Genomic DNA, 18950 nt, shown 5'->3' on the forward strand with positions numbered 1-18950 from the left:
TCACAGGTGGAGCAGGTAACGGTCCAGCTCGAACTGCGTCACCTGAGAGCGGTAGTCGCCCCACTCCTGCCACTTGTTGCGCAGGTAGAAGTCGAAGACCTGCTCCCCCAGCACCTCGGCAGCCAGCTCGGAGCCCTCCATGATGGCCACCGCCTCCCCCAGGCTCTGCGGCAGCGGGTCGATGCCCATCGCGCGTCGCTCGGCGTCGGTGAGCGCCCAGACGTCGTCCTCGGCCTCGGGCGGCAGGTCGTAGCCGTTGCGAATCCCCCGCAGCCCGGCCGAGAGCACCATGGCGAAGGTGAGGTAGGGGTTGCAGGCGGAGTCCAGGGACCGCAGCTCGATCCGTTTGGAGTGCCCCTTGCCGATCGAGTACATCGGCACGCGCAGGAGGGCCGAGCGGTTGTTGTGGCCCCAGCAGACGTAGGCCGGGGCCTCACCGCCGCCCCAGAGCCGCTTGTAGGAGTTGACCCACTGGTTGGTGACCGCGCAGATCTCCCGGCTGTGGGCCAGCACACCCGCCATGAACTGCCGACCGGTCTGGGACAGCTCGTAGTCGGCACCCGGCTCGTAGAAGGCGTTGGTGTCGCCCTCGAACAGCGAGACGTGGGTATGCATGCCCGAGCCCGGGTGCGCGGCCAACGGCTTGGGCATGAAGGTGGCGAAGGCCTGCTCCTGTAGCGCCACCTCCCGCACGACCGTGCGGAAGGTCACGATGTTGTCGGCCATCGACAGGGCGTCGGCGTAGCGCAGGTCGATCTCCTGCTGCCCCGGCCCGCCCTCGTGGTGGCTGAACTCCACGGAGATGCCGCTCTGCTCCAGCATCTCGATCGCCGCGCGGCGAAAGTCGTGGCCGTCGCCGCGGGCGACGTGGTCGAAGTAGCCCGCCTGGTCCACAGGTACCGGCCCGACCGTACGGTCGTAGGGCTCCTTGAACAGGTAGAACTCGATCTCGGGGTGGGTGTAGAAGGTGTAGCCGTCCTCGCCCGCCGCGGCGAGCGCGCGGCGCAGGATGTGCCGCGAGTCAGTTGCGGCCGGGCTGCCGTCGGGCATGTGGATGTCGCAGTACATCCGGGCCGTGTGCCCTCGCCACGGCAGCACCTGGAAGGTGTCCGCGTCGGGTTGGACGATCATGTCGGCCTCGTAGACCCGGGTGAAGCCCTCGATGACACTGCCGTCCAGGCCGATGCCCTCGGTGAACGCCTGCTCGAGCTCGGCCGGCGCGACCGCTACGGACTTCAAGGTGCCCAGGATGTCGGTGAACCAGAGCCGGACGAAGCGGATGTCCCGCTCCTCGATCGTGCGAAGGACGTACTCCTGCTGGCGGTTCATGTCCTCATCCTGCCGCATGGGGCAGGTCGGCCGCCGCCCGGCCGTAGTCCCGCGCGAGCCGTTCCAGATCGGCACGGTGGACCTGGAACCGGCAACCCGCCCCGGACGCCGCGACCTCGATCCCCTCCTGCTGCCAGCGCTCCTTCGCCCGGGCGAGCAGCAGGGCATACACGGTCCCGTCCCGGCGGGTCACCCGCCACCAGGGCACGCCCGAGCCCCACTCCCGCAGGATCCGCCCGACGTGCCGGGGCCCGGTGCCCACCAGCGCCCCGAGGTCGCCGTAGGACACCACCCGTCCCGGGGGCACCTGCTCCACGGCCCGCAGCACCCGCTCCACCAGCACCTCGTCCACGTAGGGCAACCTACCGACCAACCCACCCCCTAGGCTCGGGGTCATGAGCGGGCTGACGGTCGGGTATGCGGCGATGCTGGAGCAGTTCCACCCCACGGAGGCGGTGGCGCTGACGGCGAGTGCGGAGGAGCACGGGTTCTCCGGCTGCATGGCCGCTGACCACTTCGCGCCGTGGGTGCCCACGCAGGGCCAGTCGGCGTTCGTCTGGAATGTGCTGACCGCGGTGGGCGAACGCACGGCCGGTGACCTCGGGCCCGGCGTGGTGTGCCCCAGCTTCCGCTGGCACCCGGCGGTCGTCGCGCAGGCGGCGGCCACCCTGGAGGCGATGTATCCCGGGCGGACCTGGCTGGGCGTCGGCGCCGGTGAGGCGCTCAACGAGCACGTCATCGCCGGGTACTGGCCCGAGGCGGGCGAGCGCTCCCGGCGGTTGTTCGAGGCGGTGGAGCTCATCCACCAGCTGTTCACCACCTCCGCGCAGGGCAAGGACTCCAAGTGGTCCGGCGAGTTCTTCACGATGGAGACGACCCGGCTGTGGACGATGCCCGAGCAGGCGCCGCCCATCCTGGTCGCCACCGCCGGCCCGGTGAACGCCAGACGGACCGGCCGGCTGGCGGACGGCATCATCACCGTCGGCGCCCCGCACGGCAAGATCGAGATGCTCTTCGGCAAGTTCGCCGAGGGGGCCCGCGAAGCGGGCAAGGACCCTGACGCCATGCCCAAGGTGCTGCAGCTGCACCTGTCGTGGGCGGAGACCGACGAGGAGGCCCTGGCCAGCGCGATGACGGAGTGGCCCAACGGCGGGATGAAGTTCCCCAAGGCCGACATCCGCAGCCCGCACGACTTCGCGGAGATGGCCAAGCTCGTGCGCCCGGAGGACTTCGAGGGCCGGATGGTCATTTCTAGCGACCCGGACGTGCACCGGGCCCACATCCAGAGCTTCGTTGACCTCGGCTTCGACCGGGTCTACCTGCACAACGTGGGCCGCAACCAGCAGCAGTGGCTGGAGGTCTTCGGGCGCGAGGTGCTGCCCAAGCTGCACCGTTGAGGCATCACGGGGCACCGCGGCCAGCCGAGCCCGTCTGCGTCGACCCCCCGAGCCTGTCCACGTCGGCCCGGTCGCTCCGGTCCAGGTCAGTCGTTGAGCGGGTTGGGGTCCCACTGGCGACGCTCGGCATCACCGGTGGCCCACTCGTCCTCGGAGCGCTCCTCCTCTTCCCACTGGGCGGTGCGCTGCGCCGCCCGCTCGACCGCGGTGGCCGCCTCTTCCTCGGTGGCGTAGGGGCCCATGAGGTCGGCGCTGCGGGCGCGGGCCGGGTCGTCGTGGGCCTCGACCTGGCGGGTCCTGATGTTGAACCAGAACGGCATACGTCCTCCGGGGAGTCGTGGGTGTGCGGTGGCGGCGCCTAGAATCACTGTATGCCCACCCTCGCCCCGCTTGCCCCTGGACGGGTCAGCCCCCGGCTGTCCGTGCCCGGTCACATCGCCCGTCCCGAGTATGTCGACCGGCCCGCTCCTGCCCCCTTCACCGGGTCGGAGATCAAGGACGAGGGGACGATCGAGGCGATGCGGGCGGCCGGCCGGCTGGCCGCGCAGGCGCTGGAGCTGTGCGGGTCCATGGTGCGGCCCGGGGTCACCACCGACGCCATCGACCGGGCCGGGCACGAGTTCCTGCTCGACCACGGGGCCTACCCCTCGACGCTGGGCTACCGGGGCTTCCCCAAGTCGCTGTGCACCTCGGTCAACGAGGTGGTCTGTCACGGGATCCCGGATGACCGGGAGCTGCAGGACGGCGACATCTGCAACATCGACATCACCGCCTACATCGGCGGCGTGCACGGCGACAACAACGCCACCTTCCTGTGCGGGGACGTCGCGGAGGACACCCGGCTGCTGGTCGAGCGCACCCGGGAGGCGCTGATGCGCGGCATCCGGGCCGCGCGCCCGGGCCGGGAGATCAATGTCATCGGGCGGGTCATCGAGGCCTATGCCGACCGGTTCGGCTACGGCGTGGTCCGGGACTACACCGGTCACGGTGTCGGTGAGGCCTTCCACTCCGGGTTGGTCATCCCGCACTACGACTCCGCGCCGGCCTACGACACGGTGATCGAGCCCGGGATGACGTTCACCATCGAGCCCATGCTGAACCTGGGCACCCCCGACTGGAGGGAGTGGGCCGACGGCTGGACGATCGTCACCGCCGACGGCCGCCCCTCGGCCCAGTTCGAGCACACCATCCTCATCACCGAGGACGGCGCGGAGATCCTCACCCTCCCCTGATCCGCTACCGCCCTCTGGTCCAGCCCTCGTCTCCCCCGAGCGTGTCAGAGGCCTGAGCGAAGACACGTGGGGCGGGGCGGCCTACCCACGACATACCCTTGGCCCATGGCGAACACGCACGTCCTGGGCATTGACATCGGCGGCAGCGGCATCAAGGGCGCGCCCGTCGACCTGACCGAGGGCCAGTTCGCGGCCGAGCGGCTGCGGGTCGACACCCCCGCCGGGGCAACCCCCGGTGACGTCGCAGACGTCGTCGCGTGGGTCGCCGAGCAGTTCGTCGACCAGCTGGGGACCGACAGCCCGGTCGGCATCACCGTGCCGGCGGTCGTGCAGCAGGGCATCGTGCGCTCGGCGGCCAATATCGACGACTCGTGGATCGACACGGACGCCGACGTGCTCTTCACCAAGCGGCTGGGGCGCCCGGTGCACGTGGTCAACGACGCGGACGCAGCGGGCGAGGCCGAGGTGCACTACGGCACCGGGCGGGGCGTGCGCGGCGTGGTCCTGGTCACCACGTTGGGCACCGGGATCGGCTCAGCGCTGTTCGTCGACGGGACTCTGGTGCCCAACACCGAGCTGGGGCACCTGGAGATCGATGGTCACGACGCTGAGACGCGCGCGGCCAGCAGCGCCCGCGAGCGGGAAGGGCTGTCCTGGAAGGAGTGGGCGGGCCGGCTGCAGCGCTACTACTCGGTGGTGGAGGCGTTGTTCTCGCCGGACTTGATCATCGTGGGTGGCGGGGTCTCCAAGAAGGCCGACAAGTTCCTGCCGCTGCTGGAGCTGCGGGCACCGATCGTCCCTGCGCAGCTGCGCAACCAGGCCGGCATCATCGGCGCAGCCTGGCACGCCCACCACCTGGGTTGAACCATGGCGGTTGATCCATGGCGGTTGATCCATGGCGGTTGATCCATGGCGGTTGATCCATGGCGGTTGATCCATGGCGGTTGATCCACGACCGGGCGCTGGACACCACCCACCAGGCCCTGGTCCTGCCGTGCGCTCACGCCCGCCCCGCCTGCAGCCGTTTCGTCATCCGTGAGCCGGGAAGAACTGGCTCACCCATGACAAGGGGCTCTGGGTGCCTCACCAGCTGGTATGCCGTGGCCGGCCCTCCTCGTAGCCGGCAGCACCCTGGATGCCGACGACCGCACCGGTGTGGAACTCGCCGATGGTGCGGGCCCCCGCGTAGGTGAAGGCGGAGCGGACGCCGGAGATGATCGCGTCCAGCAGGTCCTCGACGCCGGGCCGTTGCGGGTCCAGGAACATCCGACCCGAGGAGATGCCCTCCTCGAACAGGGCGGAGCGGGCACGGTCGAAGGCGGACAACTCACGGGTGCGGTTGCGCACCGCCCGCGCAGAGGCCATCCCGAAGGACTCCTTGTAGAGCCGCCCGTCGGTGTCGCGGACCAGGTCCCCTGGCGACTCGAAGGTCCCGGAGAACCAGGATCCGATCATCACCGAGGCCGCGCCGGCCGCCAGGGCGAGGGCGACGTCGCGGGGATACTTCACCCCGCCGTCGGCCCAGACGTGGGCGCCCAGGGCCCGGGCGCTCTCGGCCGCCTCCAGCACCGCGGAGAACTGCGGCCGGCCCACCCCGGTCATCATCCGGGTAGTGCACATGGCCCCTGGACCGACGCCGACCTTGATGATGTCGGCACCGCCGTCCACGAGGTCCTCGACCCCGGCCCTGGACACGACGTTGCCGGCGACGACGGGCACCCGGACCCCGGTCTCGGACTCGTGCCGGTCCCGCTCGCGGGTGACCTGCGGCAGTGCGGCGAGCATCTTGTCCTGGTGCCCGTGGGCAGTGTCGACGACGATCACGTCGGCGCCCGCAGCCAGCAGCTCGGCCGCTCTGCCGGCAACATCCCCGTTGATCCCGACCGCAGCCCCGACGCACAGCCGTCCCCGCTCGTCGACCGCCGGGGTGTAGATCGCCGACCGGATCAGGCCCTTGGGCGTGACCACCCCGACCAGCCGACCGTCGGCCACGACGGGGGCCACCCGGACGTGGGCTTCCTCGAGCCGGTCGAAGGCCTCGCGCAGGTCCACTGCGTCATCCAGGACCAGCCGCGGCTCGTGCATCACGTCCCCCACGGCGGCGAACCGGTCGACCTCCTCGGCGTCGGTCTCGGTGACGACACCGACGGGCCGCCCGTCCTCCACCACGACCGCGGCGCGGTGGGCCCGCTTGGGCAGCACCGAGAGCAGCTGGGCCACGGGCGCGTCGCGGCCGATGACGATCGGGGTCTCGTAGACGGTGTGACTGGCCTTGACCCGCTCGATGGTGCCCCGCACCTCCGGCAGCGGGATGTCCTGGGGCAGGATCGCGATCCCACCGCGCCGGGCGACGGTCTCAGCCATCCGGCGTCCGGCGACGGCGGTCATGTTGGCAACGACGATCGGGATCGTGGTGCCCACCCGGTCCGCGGTGCGCAGGTCGACGTCCATCCGCGAGGTCACGCCGGAGCGCGAGGGGACCATGAAGACGTCGTTGTAGGTCAGGTCGTGCGTCGGCCGCATGCCGTTAAGGAACTCCACGGACCTCGACGATACGTGCTCTCGCCCGGTCAGCGGGAACCGGATACGGTCGCGGTATGCAGATCACGCACCTTGGCCATGCCTGCCTCCTGCTCGAGGTCGGTGACCAGCGCATCCTCATCGACCCGGGCAACTTCTCCGATGCCGCCTACGCGGGGCTGGCGGACCTGACCGCGGTGGTCATCACCCATCTGCACCGCGACCACTACGACCCTGAGCGCCTGCCGGGCTTGCTCCAGGACCACCCGCAGGTGGTCGTCCTCGCCGAGCCGCAGACGGCCGAGCAGCTCACCGAGGCCGGGCTGGCAGGGCGCACCGAGCGGATGGTGAGCGGGGAGCGGATCGCCCTCGGCAACGGCTCTGCGGAGCTGACGCCCGTGGGCGAGCAGCACGCGTTCATCCACCCTTACGTCCCCCGCGTCGGCAACCTCGGCGTGGTGGTGCGGGCTGAGGGCGAGCCGGTGCTCTACCACCCTGGAGACGCGCTCGACGCCGAGCCTGGGAAGGTTGACCTGCTGGCCGTGCCGGTCAACGCGCCGTGGGCCAAGGTGGCCGAGACGATCGAGTTCGTCCGCCGGGTGCAGCCGCGCACGGGGATCATCCCCATCCACGACGCCCTGCTCTCGCCCACCGGCCGGGGGATGTACCTGCAGCACATCGGCGACTTCGGCGCCGACGGCGGGGTCAAGGTCCTGGACCTGAAGGACCAGGGGCCTCTGGACTGCTGAATCAGCCCAGCCCGCTGGCGCCGAAGGCCAACCCCAGCAGGTACGTGGCGGCGGCCGCGCCATACCCGATGAGCAACTGCCTCAGGCCACGGGCGAGCGGTGAGGCGCCCGAGAGCACCCCCACCACGGCGCCGGTCAGCAGCAGCGCCACCCCGACGAGGACCAGCGCGGTCAGCAGCGCAGCGTAGCCGGTGAGGCCGGCCAGGTAGGGCAGCACCGGGATCACTGCCCCGCCCGCGAAGAAGCCGAAGCTGGCCATGGCCGCACCCCAGGGGTTGAGGACGGCGTCCTGCTCGTCGGCGTCAGTCATCACTGCCGGAACGGCGTCATCCGGCGTCAGGCCACGCAGGTGAATCTGCCCGAGCACGTCTGCGGCACGGGTCCGGGCATGGTCGGGGTCCATCCCCCGGGCCCGATAGACCAGCTCCAGCTCGTTGGTGTTCAGGTCCAGCCCGCCCAGAGCGTCCTTGGTGCCGTGGGACGGCTGCGAGGCTGCCAGCAGCTCACGGGCGGAGCGGACCGAGATGTACTCCCCCGCCGCCATCGACAAGGCCCCTGCCAGCAGGCCTGCCATCCCGGCGGTCAGCACGATGCTGCTGCTGTCCACGGCCGCGGCCATGCCCATCACCAAGGCCAGGTTGGAGACCAGACCGTCATTGGCCCCGAAGACCGCCGCCCGGAAGTTGCCGGACAGGTGCAACCGGCCGCGTGCGGCCAGGGCGCGCAGCACCTCTTCGTGCACCGCCTCATCGGCGACCATCGACGAGGAGGCGTCGGCATCGCGAGCATAGGGGTTTCCGGCCTTGGAGCGCTGCAACAGCGAGAGCACGAAGAGCAGGCCGAAGCGGCGCGCCAGCCAGGCGTGCACCCGGTGGCCCAGCGTCACGCGAGGTGCGGGCTCGGCATGGTCACCGAGCAGGGTGACCCAGTGCTGCGCGTGCCGTTCCTCCGCCTCGGCCAGGGCGTTGAGGATGTCACGCTCCTCCCCGTGCCGTCGGGCGGCCAGGTCATGGAAGACGCGGCTGTTGGCCCGTTCGTCTGCCAGGTGGCGCCGCCAACGGCGGACGTCGTCGACGGAGGGGTTGGAGGTGGTCACGTGGACCGAGTGTACGTCGCCGACCTGAGGCCGGGGGTAGAGTGGGAGGTCGTGGATGAGTCGGCCAGGCGGCCGCGTCGGGCCCCGTGAGGGTGTCCCGCCGAGGAACGTCCGGGCTCCACAGGGCATGGTGGTGGTTAACAGCCACCCGGGGTGACCCGCGGGAAAGTGCCACAGAAAGTAGACCGCCCACCGGTTCGCCGGTGGGTCAGGGTGAAAGGGTGGTGTAAGAGACCACCAGCACGCCGGGTGACCGGCGTGGATCGGTAAACCCCGCCAGGAGCAAGACCAGACAGTGCGCGCCCGAGGGCTGCCCGCCCAAGCGCACGGGTAGGTCGCTGGAGGTATGCGGCAACGTATACCCGAGATGGATGGTCGCCACCTTCGCAGTGCCGGTGACGGCGCGGAGGGACAGAACCCGGCGTACCGGCCGACTCATCCACCCTTCAGTGGGGCCGGCTCGATCGGCGTCGCCATTCCCGCGCGGCCGGCAGACCAGCCCAGCAGCCGTTCCTCCAGGGTGCGCGCGACACCGTCCTCATCGTTGCGGGGCACGACCTGGTCGGCCACCGCCAGCACGTCCGGGTGGGCGTTGGCCACGGCGTGCGCTACCCCTGCCCAGGCGAGCATCGGCAGGTCGTTGGGCATGTCACCGAAGGCCCAAACAGCCTCGGCGGCCACCGGTGGGTCCTGCTCCTGGCACCAGTGCGACAGGGCCAGGGCCTTGGTCACGCCGGCGGGGACGATCTCGGTCATCCGGATCGCGCCGGAGTGCGAAACCTCGGCGCGGTCGCCGACCACGTCCTCCACCAGGGCCGTCAGCTCCTCGGTGTGCAGGTGCGGGTGCCGGACCAGGATCTTGCCGGCGTCGACGCGAGCCAGTTCCTCAACGGGGCCGACCAGCCATTGGCCGTCGTTCCGCCCCGTGGCGCGTTCAAAGTGCGGCTCACGGGCGAACCCGCGCAGGGACTCGGTGGCCAGCGCGACGTCGGACAGCTCGCGGCGCAGGTCGCCCAGCAACTCACCGACGAGCGCGGCGTCCATCTGCCGGTGCGCGACGATCTCCCGGCGTCCCAGGTCGTAGGTGAACGCACCGTTGCCGCACAGGGCCAGCCCGGTGACGCCCAGGTCGGCCAGCTCGTCCATCCACCGGGGCGGGCGAGCGGTGACCAGGATGGTGGGGAAGCCGACCCGCGCGAGCTCAGCGAGCACGTCCCGGGTATAGGTGGACACGGTGCCGTCCGAGCGCAGCAGAGTGCCGTCGCAGTCGGTGGCGATCAGCCGGGGCGGCGGACCAGCGAAACCCGCCTCGCCGCGCGGGCTTGGCTGGGGTGCCGTGCTCATGACGCCTCGACCGTGGCGCTGACGACGCTCAGCTCGACCTTGCGGGCACGGACGTCGGCTGCGTCGACCCGCACTCTTACCATGGTGCCGACCTCGGCATGGCCGGTGGCGGGCTCGCTCACCGGAGGGTCGAGGAGCTGGACGACCGCGTCGCCGCGGCCCGTCTGGTCGACCACCATCGCCTCGAAGGTCTGCCCCACCCGGTCCCGCAGGACGGCCGCCTCCACCGCACTGACGCAGGCCCGGTCCACGGCCTTGGCCCGCTGGTCGCTCTCCCGCATGATCGCCGGCAGGTCAGGCAATGCCGCCCGCGCCCAGTCGGGCACCTCACGTCCGGCGCTGAGCGCCTCACAGACAGCGAGGGCGTAGCGGTCCACCAGCCTGCGCAGCGGCGCCGTCACGTGGGCGTAGGGGGCCGCGAGGGCCGCCTGCACCTGCTCCGCCTGCGCCGGCAGCTCGCCGTCGAAGGCGGTGTATGCCGCGCCCCGGAACAGGGAGGTCGCGGCGTTGATGATCGCCAGGTGGGCGGGGTCGGTGCGGTCCAGCGTGCGCAGGAACTCGCCGTACGTCATACCCCGTGGCCACGGCTCGCCCCGTGCCGCCGCCTCCCGGCGGAAGCGGGTCACGGCCCGGTCCTCCGGGGCCGGCATGGTGCGAAGGATGCCGACGCCGCCGTCGACCATCATCTGCCCTGCGACCATCCCGGTGAGCAGGGAGATCTGGGCGTTCCAGTCCTCGCTGTCCAGCAGCGGGCGCAGGCGCAGGACATAACTCTCACCGTCCTGGTGGACCTCCTGCTGCGGCATCGGCAGGCTGGCACCGCCCCGCTCCAGCTCGCGGCGGATCCGCGCCTCGCCGACCTCCTTGAGCAGAAGCAGCGTCTGCTCGGCCTCACCCGAATCGACCAGCCGCTGGGTCTCCTCGTAGTCATAGCGGCGGCGGGAGCGAACCATCGCCCGATAGACCTCGGCCGACTCACGTCGCCCATCGGCGGTCAACACCATGTCCCAGACGTATGCCGGGCAGGTCTGGTCCGGCAGCAGGCTGGCCGCCGACTCGCTCAGCTCCGGCGGGTGCAGCGGGACCCGGCGGTCTGGGCAGTAGATCGTCTGCCCGCGCAACCGCACCTCCTGGTCCAGGGAGCCGCCGACCTGGATGAAGGCGGGCACGTCGGCGATGGCGTAGCGCACCCGCCAGCCCTCCCCGGCCCGCTCGATGTGCATCGCCTGGTCCAGGTCCATCGAGCCCGGCGGGTCGATGGTGATGAACTCGACGTCGGTCTCGTCCCGCTCAGGCAGGTCCGGGTCGGCCATCGTCCTGCGCAGCTCCCCCAGCACCTGGTGCGGGAAGTCCTGTCGCACCTGCAGCTCCTGCCGGATCGCCTCAAAGGTCTGCTCGAGCAGCTGCCCCGTCGGCGTGCTGGGGTCGCTCAACAGTGTCGTCGCCGTCTGCACCATGCCGCCCACCCTACGGGTCGGCTCCGGCGGGGCCGAGGCCGTCGCCTACCCTGCCTGACGTGCTGATCCTGCTGCCGCCGTCGGAGTCCAAGGCCGTCCGTGACCGAGGCGCCCACCTGCGGTGGGAGCGGCTCTCGGCACCCGAGCTGACCGACGCGCGCCGTGCGGTGGCGACGGCGCTGGCCGGGGCCAGTGCCCGCATCGACGCGCCCTTCGTGCTGGGGGTCAGCGTGAACCTGGCGGCGGAGATCGAGCGGAACACCCGCCTGGAGTCCAGCCCGACCCTGTCCGCCCGCGACCTCTACACGGGGGTGCTCTACGACGCGTTGGACCTGGCCACCCTGGACGTCTCGGCCAGCAGGCGGGCGAGCTCACGGCTACGGGTCGTCTCGGCCCTCTACGGCGCGGTCCGGATGACCGATCGGGTGGCTCCCTACCGGCTTTCGATGGGAGTGAACCTGCCCGGCATCGGCCCGCTGTCGGCATACTGGCGCCCCCACCTCGCTCCGGTGCTGCAGGCAGCGGCCGGGCGTGGGCTGGTGGTCGATTGCCGCTCCAGCACGTATGCCGCGGCCTGGTCGCCCGACGGGGCCCGGGCCGAGCGGTGGGTGCAGGTGCGCGTCCCCGGGGCCACCCACATGGCTAAGCACACGCGTGGCCTGGTCTCCCGGACCCTGTGCCAGGAGGCGTCGGCCCCGCGGCGCCCCGAGGAGCTGGTGGAGCTGCTCGAGCCGCACCACCAGGTCCGGCTGGCCCCGCGCGAGCGCCCCGGGCGCCCCTGGGTCCTCGACGTCACCCCCTGACCGGTACGAGCCGTGTCCCCGGTCGGGGGCGAGCCGTGTCCCCGGTCGGGGGCGAAGCGTGTCCCCGGTCGGGGGCGAGCCGTGGTCGCCTCAGTCCAGGGATCGGTCGACGATTGTCGCCGGGGCGTCCTGGCCCGGCGGCTGTACCAGGTCGTGCAGGTGGTGGGTGTCGTTGACGAAGGCCACCTGGGCCACCCCGTCGGGCCAGATCTCCACCGCGCTCAGCGACGCCGGCGCCGTGGCCAACGACCAGCCGCGCTCGTGGTCGATCCCCAGCAGCCGGCACAGCACCGACATCAGTGCCACCCGGTGCGTGGCCACCACGACGGTGTCGCCCCGCTGCACGGCCCGCGTCAGGGCGGCGGCGACGCGCTCGTCGAGCTCGCGGCGCGACTCGCCGCCGGGCCGCTTGTAGTCCGCGTCCGAGCGCAGGGCCAGCAGCTCCTGGCCGAACTCCTCGGCCAGCTCACCCATGGTCCGGCCGTCCCAGTCCCCGAAGCCCTGCTCGTCCCAGTCGCGGTCCTCCTCGCGCTGCACCCCCAGCGCGTCCGCGATCGCCTGGCCCGTCTGCCGCGCACGTTCCAGCGAGGAGCTGACCACGCTCACCGGCCCCGGCTCGGACCGCTCGACGAGGCGCAGGACGGCCTGGGCTGCGGCGCGGGCCTGGGCCATCCCGGTGCTGTTCAGGGCCGGGTCGGCGCCGCCCCGGCCGTCCACCCGATGCTGCTGGGTGTAGTCGGTGATGCCGTGGCGGACCAGGATTAGCCGTGTCTGGCCCTCCAGCACCGGCACGGTCTCATCGGAGAGCACCAGGTCGGCCACCGGCGCCCGCTGCTCTCCGAAGGTGGGCCGGACCTCCTGCCTCTTCTGGTATGCCGTGCCCCCGTCGGTGCTCGGTCGCTCCTCCTGCGGCTCGTCGAAGAGCGACCAGGGCGCGTCGGCCTCCCCGCCCCGCTCCCCCCGGCTCTCCCCGGCCTGGCCCGCGGGACCCACGTGGTCACGCCGGACCGTCTGCCCGTCCATCCCGTCGTTGGACAGGGCGTCGGCGGCGCCGTTCTGCTCCCGCGGGATCCAGGTGAAGGAGACGGTGCCGTCCTGGCGCTGGATGGCGTCAACCAGCTCGCGCGCCTCGAGAGCCAGGCGCCGCATGTCGGCGTGCTTGATCTTCCAGCGGCCGGCCATCTGCTCCACGACCAGCTTGGAGTCCATCCGGACCTCGACGGCCGCCTCCCGGGCCAGATCGAGGTCGAGCACGGCGCGCAGGCCCGCCAGCAGGCCGGAGTACTCGGCGACGTTGTTGGAGGCGGTGCCCAGCGGCGCCGCCCGCTCGGCCAGGACGGTGCCCGTGCGGGCGTCCCGCACCAGCGCTCCGTACCCAGCCACGCCCGGGTTGCCCCGGCTGCCGCCGTCGGCCTCGACGATCAGCGCGTGGCGCAGCGTCACAGCCCGGACTCCGGGACCCGCACCAGGATGCGCCCGCACTCCTCGCAACGCAGCACCTCGTCCTCGGGGGCCGCCTTGATCCGGCCCAGGTCGACCGCGTTGATCTCCAGCCGGCACCCCCCGCACCGGCGTTGCTGCAGCGGGGCTGCGCCGCTGCCGGAGTGGGCGCGCAGCCGCTCGTAGAGGGCCAGCAGCTCCTCGGACAGGTCAGCGGTGATCGCTGCCCGCCCTCCGGCGACCTGCTCGCGCTCGGCCTCGATCTCGGCGGTCTTGCGGTCCCGGTCGGCACGCAGCTCCTCGAGCCGCTCACGGTGCGCCTGGCGAGCAACCAGAGCCTTGGCCTCGGCGGCCTCGGCCTGCTCGGCGCGCTCCATTGCCTCCAGCTCCTCGTCCTCCAGCACGGACTGGCGACGGGCCAGGCTCTCCAGCTCGTGCTGCAGACCCTGCAGGTCCTTCGCGCTACCGGTGCCGACGTCGAGACGCTGCCGGTTGCGGGCCGCACGGTCTCGCACCTGCTGGACCGCCCCCTCGGCCCGCTCGACCTCGCGGCGGACGTCGCTGAGCTCGGTCTGGGCCCGCACCACGTCCTCCTCCAGGGCGGTCTCGCCCTGCTCCATCCGGGTGATGTCGATCAGCTCCGGCAGGCTGCGCAGCCGGTGCGCGAGCTGGGCCAGGGTGGTGTCCAGGTCGACGAGCTCCAGCAGGCGCGCCTGCATCTGGGGCGAAGCCTTCACGGCATACCTCCATGGTCGGTGGGGTGGTTCTCGGAATGGTGGCTTTCGGGGCCGCCGGCCCCGACGACGAAGTCCCACGGGTCGGTGCGGACGCTCGAGAGGCAGATGTCCACGCTACCGCCGAGCCGGGCGGCAAGCCGGTCGCGCAGACCCGGCAGCCAGAGCCACTCGGTGGCGTAGTGCCCGGCGTCCACGAGGTATGGCGTGCTCGACGCCCCTGCGCGGGCTGCGGCCCGGGCCTCCTCGCGCGCCTCGAGCGCCGGATGGTGGCGCAGGTCCGCGGTCACGTAGACGTCGGCACCGCTGCGCCGCACCGCCTCGAAGGCGCTGTCCCCGGCCCCGCCCAGCACCGCCACGCGGCGCACCGGTGCCGCGGCCGGCCCGCTGACCCGGATGCCGCCGGCCGTCGGGGGCAGGTGCTCCACGAGCCGGGTGGCCAGCTGCTGCAGGCTGACCGGCTCGGGCAGGTCGCCGACCCGGCCGAGTTCCTGGTCCTCGGTCACCTGCAACGGCTCGGTGTCGATGAGTCCGCAGGCCATCGAAAGCGCCTGTCCCACACCGGGATCCGCGACGTCGGCGTTGGTGTGCGCGCAGTAGAGCCCGATGTCGTTGACCAGCAGCTCGGTGATCGTCGCACCCTTGGCGGTCGTGGTGGCGACCGAGTGGATCCCCTTGAGCAGCAACGGATGGTGGGTGATGATGAGGTCGGCGCCCAGCGCCACGGCCTCGGCGACGACGTCAAGGGTGGGATCCACCGCCAGCAGGATCGTGCCGACCGACTGCTCGGGGTCGCCCGCGACCAGGCCGACGCGGTCCCAGGACTGCGCCGTGTGCACGGGGTAGAACTCCTCCAGCAGCGCGACCACGTCGCGTAGCCGCACCCCCTCGGGCACTGCGCCACCACCGTCTCTGCTGTTGTCCACGTGGGCCCGGCCGGGCTCGAACCGACGACCTACGCGGTGTAAACGCGGCGCTCTACCAACTGAGCTACAGGCCCTTGCGATCGACCATTCTAGGAGGTGGCGGCTACAGGTCCCGCACGGCCCGGTGCAGGACCCCCACCTCCCGGATCTGGCCGGACTCCTGCTGCAGGCTCCACCGCACGGCGTGCGAGGGGTCGATGAGGAAGGTGCCGCGCCTGGCCGTCCCCGAGGTCTCGTCCAGCACCCCCCAGTCCCGGCAGGCTCGGCCGTGGGGCCAGAAGTCGGACAGCAACGGGAAGCGGTAGCCCTCGTGGGCCGCCCACGCGCGCAGCGCGTAGGTGGGGTCGCAGGAGACGGCGAGAACCTGCACCTTGTCGTTGACGAACTCATCGATGTTGAGCTGGATGTCCAGCAGCTCACCGGTGCAGATCGAGGAAAAGGCGAAGGGGAAGAAGACGACCAGTGCGTGCCGGTCGAGCACTACCTCGGAGAGCCGGACCAGCTCTCCGTGCTGGTCCGGCAGGACCAGCTCGGGCGCCCGCTCCCCGATCACCGGAGGCGCCGCGCCCGCAGCGGTCATCGTCGACCCACCAGGCGCTGCCCCACCCAGCCCTGGACCGGCACGAAGCCGGAGGCGCTGAGCGAACAGGTCGTGCAGGCCTCCTGCACGTCGGGGGCGGGGACCCGGTCGGGGCGGCCCGTGCCGGGCGTGAGCAGGACGATGCTGCCCCCCTCCTCCAGCCGGGTCAGCGAGTCCATCAACTCGTCGGTGAGGTCGCCGTCGCCGTCGCGCCACCACAGCAGCACCACGTCCACGACCCCGTCGTAGTCCTCGTCCTCCAGCGGACCCTCGGCCAGCGCCTCGACGGCGTCCCGGACCGACTCCTCGACGTCGTCGTCGAAGCCGTACTCGACCACGATCTGACCGGGGCGCAGGCCCAGCTTGCGCAGGGCGGCCCCCATCGGACCGTCGGTCGTGGACGACTGCTCGCTCGCTCTCTCGTTGGCTTCCATGGTGCGGTCTAGACAACCAGAGGCCGGGCGCGCTCGTAAAGCGGGGTCGGCGCGCGCCGCCGGTGACGGGCAACGTCCGGGCCAGCGCAGGCGTCGCCTCGGCAGGCGTGACAGACTGGCGGGCGATGCCCGCTGTGCGACGGAAGGATCACCTGATGGCACTGGAGCGCCCCATTGGCCCCATCCTCAATGGACTGCCGAACCAGGTCCCGGACACGGACCCCGAGGAGACTCAGGAGTGGCTGGAGTCTTTGGACGCGGCGATCGAGACGGGGGGTCGCCAGCGTGCGCGCTACCTGATGCTGCGGATGCTGGAACGCGCCCGTGACTCCCAGGTCGGGATCCCCTCGGTCACCACCACCGACTACATCAACACCATCTCCCCCGAGCAGGAGCCCTGGTTCCCGGGGGACGAGGACATGGAGCGCCGCTACCGCGCCTGGATGCGGTGGAACGCGGCGGTTATGGTGCACCGCGCGCAGCACCCCGACATCTCCGTCGGTGGACACATCTCCACCTACGCCTCCCAGGCCACCCTGTGGGAGGTGGGGTTCAACCACTTCTGGCGCGGACGTGACCACGAGGGCGGCGGCGACCAGATCTTCTTCCAAGGTCACGCCTCTCCCGGCATCTACGCGCGCGCCTTCCTCGAGGGCCGGCTCTCCGAGGCCGACATGGACGCCTTCCGGCAGGAGAAGAGCAAGGCCGCTGAGGGAGTGACCACGCTGCCCTCATACCCGCACCCCCGCTCGATGCAGGAGTTCTGGCAGTTCCCCACCGTCTCGATGGGGCTGGGTCCGATGAACGCCATCTACCAGGCGGCGTTCAACAAGTACCTGCACAACCGGGGCCTGAAGGACACCAGCCAGCAGCAGGTGTGGGCCTTCCTCGGCGACGGCGAGATGGACGAGCCGGAGTCGCGGGGGTTGCTGCACGTGGCCGCCAACGACGAGCTGGACAACTTGACCTTCGTGGTCAACTGCAACCTGCAGCGCCTGGACGGCCCGGTCCGCGGCAACGGCAAGATCGTGCAGGAGCTGGAGAGCCAGTTCCGCGGTGCCGGCTGGAATGTCATCAAGGTGCTGTGGGGCCGCGGCTGGGACAACCTGCTCGCCAAGGACGCCAGCGGCGCCCTGATCAACCTGATGAACACCACGCCCGACGGCGACTTCCAGACCTACCGGGCCAACGACGGCGCCTGGATCCGGGACCACTTCTTCGGCCGCGACCCGCGGACCAAGGAGCTGGTCAAGGACTGGAGCGATGACGAGATCTGGTGGAAGCTCAAGCGCGGCGGCCACGACTATCGCAAGGTCTTTGCCGCCTACCAGGCCGCGATGCAGCACACCGGCCAGCCGACGGTCATCCTGGCGCACACCATCAAGGGCTACTCACTGGGCACCCAGTTCGCTGGGCGCAACGCCACGCACCAGATGAAGAAGATGACGCTGGAGGACCTCAAGGGCTTCCGCGACAGCCTCCAGATCCCGATCAGCGACGAGCAGCTCGAGGCCGACCCCTACGCCCCGCCCTACTACCACCCCGGCGAGGACGACGAGGCGATCCAGTACCTAAAGGAGCGGCGGCGCCAGCTAGGCGGCTTCCTGCCCGAGCGCAGGCCGGGCAACACGCGGCTGCCGCTGCCCGATGAGAAGATCTACGACGTCGCCAAGAAGGGCTCTGGCAAGCAGAACGTCGCCACCACGATGGCCCTGGTCCGCATCTTCAAGGAGTGGATCCGCGACAAGGAGTTCGGCAAGCACCTGGTGCCGATCATCCCCGACGAGGCCCGCACCTTCGGCATGGACAGCTTCTTCCCCACGGCGAAGATCTACAACGTCCACGGGCAGAACTACACCTCTGTCGACGCCGACCTGATGCTGGCCTACAAGGAGTCCACCAGCGGCCAGATCTGGCACGTGGGGATCAACGAGGCCGGCTCGGTCGCCGGCCTGACCGCCGCGGGCACCTCCTACGACACCCACGGCGTGCCGATGGTGCCGTTCTACATCTTCTACTCGATGTTCGGCTTCCAGCGCACAGGCGACAGCATCTGGGCCGCGGCCGACCAGCTCACCCGCGGCTTCATGATCGGCGCGACCGCGGGCCGGACCACCCTGGCCGGCGAGGGCCTGCAGCACGCCGACGGGCACTCGCTGCTGCTGGCCTCGTCCAACCCCGCGATCCGCGCCTACGACCCCGCCTACGCCTACGAGCTGGCCCACATCCTGCCCGACGCGCTGAGGGTGATGTACGGCGAGGACCCGCAGGACGTCATCTACTACCTCACCGTCTACAACGAGCCGATGAAGCAACCGGCCCAGCCGGACGACGTGGACGTCGAGGGCATCCTGGCGGGCATGCACAAGATCTCCGGCAAGCAGCCCGCCGAGGACGCCAAGCACGTGCGCCTGCTCGCCTCCGGCGTGGGCGTGCCGTGGGCCCTGGAGGCCCAGGAGCTGCTCGAGCAGGACTGGGGCGTGACCTCTGACGTGTGGTCGGTCACGTCCTGGAACGAGCTGCGCCGCGAGGCGATGGCCTGCGACCGGGACGCCTTCCTGAACCCGACGCAGGAGCGGCGCCTGCCCTACGTGACCCGGCGGCTGTCCGAGGGCACCGGGCCGGTCGTGGCCACCAGCGACTGGATGCGTGCGGTCCAGGACCAGATCGCCCCGTGGGTGCCCGAGGACTACTACGCGCTGGGTGCGGACGGCTTCGGCTTCGCCGACACCCGCCCTGCGGCGCGGCGGTTCTTCCACATCGATGGCCCATCGATGGCGGTCAAGGCCTTGCAGATGCTCGCCGACCGCGGCGACATCGACCCGCAGGTGCCGGTCGAGGCGGCCGAGCGCTACCGGCTGATGGACGTCAACGCCGGCGCCTCCGGCACCGCGGGCGGCGACGCCTGA

The 18950-nt window shown here is 71.2% G+C and carries 18 protein-coding genes, 1 tRNA gene and 1 other RNA gene; 7 read left to right on the plus strand and 13 right to left on the minus strand.

The window, feature by feature from the left end:
* A complete protein-coding gene (locus FY030_RS09035) occupies positions 1-1329 on the minus strand; it encodes a glutamine synthetase family protein (protein ID WP_158061215.1) in 1329 nt (442 codons plus the stop codon).
* Positions 1330-1333: 4 nt separating this feature from the next.
* Positions 1334-1681, minus strand: a complete 348-nt coding sequence (locus FY030_RS09040) for an MGMT family protein (protein ID WP_158061216.1) — start codon at positions 1679-1681, stop codon at positions 1334-1336.
* A 43-nt stretch (positions 1682-1724) separates the two neighbouring features.
* Between FY030_RS09040 and FY030_RS09045 the strand changes: the two genes are divergently transcribed.
* Positions 1725-2726, plus strand: coding sequence for a TIGR03557 family F420-dependent LLM class oxidoreductase (locus tag FY030_RS09045; protein WP_158061217.1), 1002 nt, complete (start codon positions 1725-1727; stop codon positions 2724-2726).
* An 86-nt stretch (positions 2727-2812) separates the two neighbouring features.
* On the opposite strand, the gene FY030_RS09050 is transcribed toward FY030_RS09045, so the two are convergent.
* A complete protein-coding gene (locus tag FY030_RS09050; protein ID WP_158061218.1) occupies positions 2813-3046 on the minus strand; it encodes a methionine aminopeptidase in 234 nt (77 codons plus the stop codon).
* Between the two features lie 51 nt (positions 3047-3097).
* Between FY030_RS09050 and map the strand changes: the two genes are divergently transcribed.
* A complete protein-coding gene (gene map, locus FY030_RS09055) occupies positions 3098-3958 on the plus strand; it encodes a type I methionyl aminopeptidase (RefSeq protein WP_158061219.1) in 861 nt (286 codons plus the stop codon).
* Positions 3959-4063: 105 nt separating this feature from the next.
* Entirely contained in the window at positions 4064-4822 is a 759-nt protein-coding gene (gene ppgK / locus FY030_RS09060; RefSeq protein WP_158061220.1) for a polyphosphate--glucose phosphotransferase, read from the plus strand.
* A gap of 219 nt (positions 4823-5041) precedes the next feature.
* Here the strand turns inward: ppgK and FY030_RS09065 are convergent, their stop codons facing one another.
* Complete coding sequence (locus FY030_RS09065) at positions 5042-6499, minus strand: GuaB1 family IMP dehydrogenase-related protein (protein ID WP_158061221.1); 1458 nt, start codon at positions 6497-6499, stop codon at positions 5042-5044.
* 56 nt (positions 6500-6555) lie between these two features.
* Here FY030_RS09065 and FY030_RS09070 point away from each other — a divergent pair, with 56 nt between their 5' ends.
* Positions 6556-7227 carry an MBL fold metallo-hydrolase gene (locus FY030_RS09070; RefSeq protein ID WP_158061222.1) on the plus strand — a complete coding sequence of 224 codons (672 nt, stop codon included), beginning with the start codon at positions 6556-6558 and terminating at the stop codon, positions 7225-7227.
* Between the two features lies 1 nt (position 7228).
* Here the strand turns inward: FY030_RS09070 and FY030_RS09075 are convergent, their stop codons facing one another.
* Positions 7229-8323, minus strand: a complete 1095-nt coding sequence (locus tag FY030_RS09075; RefSeq protein ID WP_158061223.1) for a VIT1/CCC1 transporter family protein — start codon at positions 8321-8323, stop codon at positions 7229-7231.
* 56 nt (positions 8324-8379) lie between these two features.
* Here FY030_RS09075 and rnpB point away from each other — a divergent pair.
* An RNA gene (gene rnpB, locus FY030_RS09080) (RNase P RNA component class A) lies at positions 8380-8765 on the plus strand.
* On the opposite strand, the gene FY030_RS09085 is transcribed toward rnpB, so the two are convergent.
* Both FY030_RS09085 and FY030_RS09090 read right to left on the minus strand, forming a co-directional pair.
* Entirely contained in the window at positions 8759-9667 is a 909-nt protein-coding gene (locus FY030_RS09085; protein WP_158061224.1) for an HAD family hydrolase, read from the minus strand. The two genes, rnpB and FY030_RS09085, sit on opposite strands and share 7 nt — an antisense overlap.
* Positions 9664-11124 (minus strand): RNB domain-containing ribonuclease, encoded by a 1461-nt coding sequence (locus tag FY030_RS09090; protein ID WP_158061225.1) that lies wholly within the window; start codon positions 11122-11124, stop codon positions 9664-9666. The genes FY030_RS09085 and FY030_RS09090 overlap by 4 nt, the downstream gene beginning before the upstream one ends.
* Before the next feature lie 59 nt (positions 11125-11183).
* Between FY030_RS09090 and FY030_RS09095 the strand changes: the two genes are divergently transcribed.
* A complete protein-coding gene (locus tag FY030_RS09095) occupies positions 11184-11927 on the plus strand; it encodes a YaaA family protein (RefSeq protein WP_158061226.1) in 744 nt (247 codons plus the stop codon).
* 90 nt (positions 11928-12017) lie between these two features.
* On the opposite strand, the gene FY030_RS09100 is transcribed toward FY030_RS09095, so the two are convergent.
* From FY030_RS09100 to FY030_RS09125, 6 genes are all read right to left on the minus strand, one after another.
* Positions 12018-13370 (minus strand): bifunctional RNase H/acid phosphatase, encoded by a 1353-nt coding sequence (locus tag FY030_RS09100; protein WP_238348203.1) that lies wholly within the window; start codon positions 13368-13370, stop codon positions 12018-12020.
* On the minus strand, positions 13367-14104 hold the full coding sequence (locus FY030_RS09105; protein ID WP_158061227.1) for a zinc ribbon domain-containing protein: 738 nt from the start codon (positions 14102-14104) through the stop codon (positions 13367-13369). The genes FY030_RS09100 and FY030_RS09105 overlap by 4 nt, the downstream gene beginning before the upstream one ends.
* Positions 14101-14997: a Nif3-like dinuclear metal center hexameric protein gene (locus tag FY030_RS09110; RefSeq protein ID WP_192498553.1), complete on the minus strand. Its 897-nt coding sequence runs from the start codon at positions 14995-14997 to the stop codon at positions 14101-14103. Before FY030_RS09110 ends, FY030_RS09105 begins: the two co-directional genes overlap by 4 nt.
* A gap of 31 nt (positions 14998-15028) precedes the next feature.
* Positions 15029-15101: transfer RNA gene (locus FY030_RS09115), tRNA-Val, on the minus strand.
* Positions 15102-15130: 29 nt separating this feature from the next.
* On the minus strand, positions 15131-15607 hold the full coding sequence (locus tag FY030_RS09120) for a redoxin domain-containing protein (RefSeq protein ID WP_158061229.1): 477 nt from the start codon (positions 15605-15607) through the stop codon (positions 15131-15133).
* Positions 15604-16041 (minus strand): DUF3052 domain-containing protein, encoded by a 438-nt coding sequence (locus FY030_RS09125; RefSeq protein ID WP_238348204.1) that lies wholly within the window; start codon positions 16039-16041, stop codon positions 15604-15606. Before FY030_RS09125 ends, FY030_RS09120 begins: the two co-directional genes overlap by 4 nt.
* A 155-nt stretch (positions 16042-16196) precedes the next feature.
* Here FY030_RS09125 and aceE point away from each other — a divergent pair, with 155 nt between their 5' ends.
* On the plus strand, positions 16197-18950 hold the full coding sequence (aceE, locus tag FY030_RS09130; protein ID WP_158061230.1) for a pyruvate dehydrogenase (acetyl-transferring), homodimeric type: 2754 nt from the start codon (positions 16197-16199) through the stop codon (positions 18948-18950).

Source organism: Ornithinimicrobium pratense (assembly GCF_008843165.1).
GTDB classification, from domain to species: Bacteria; Actinomycetota; Actinomycetes; order Actinomycetales; family Dermatophilaceae; genus Ornithinicoccus; species Ornithinicoccus pratensis.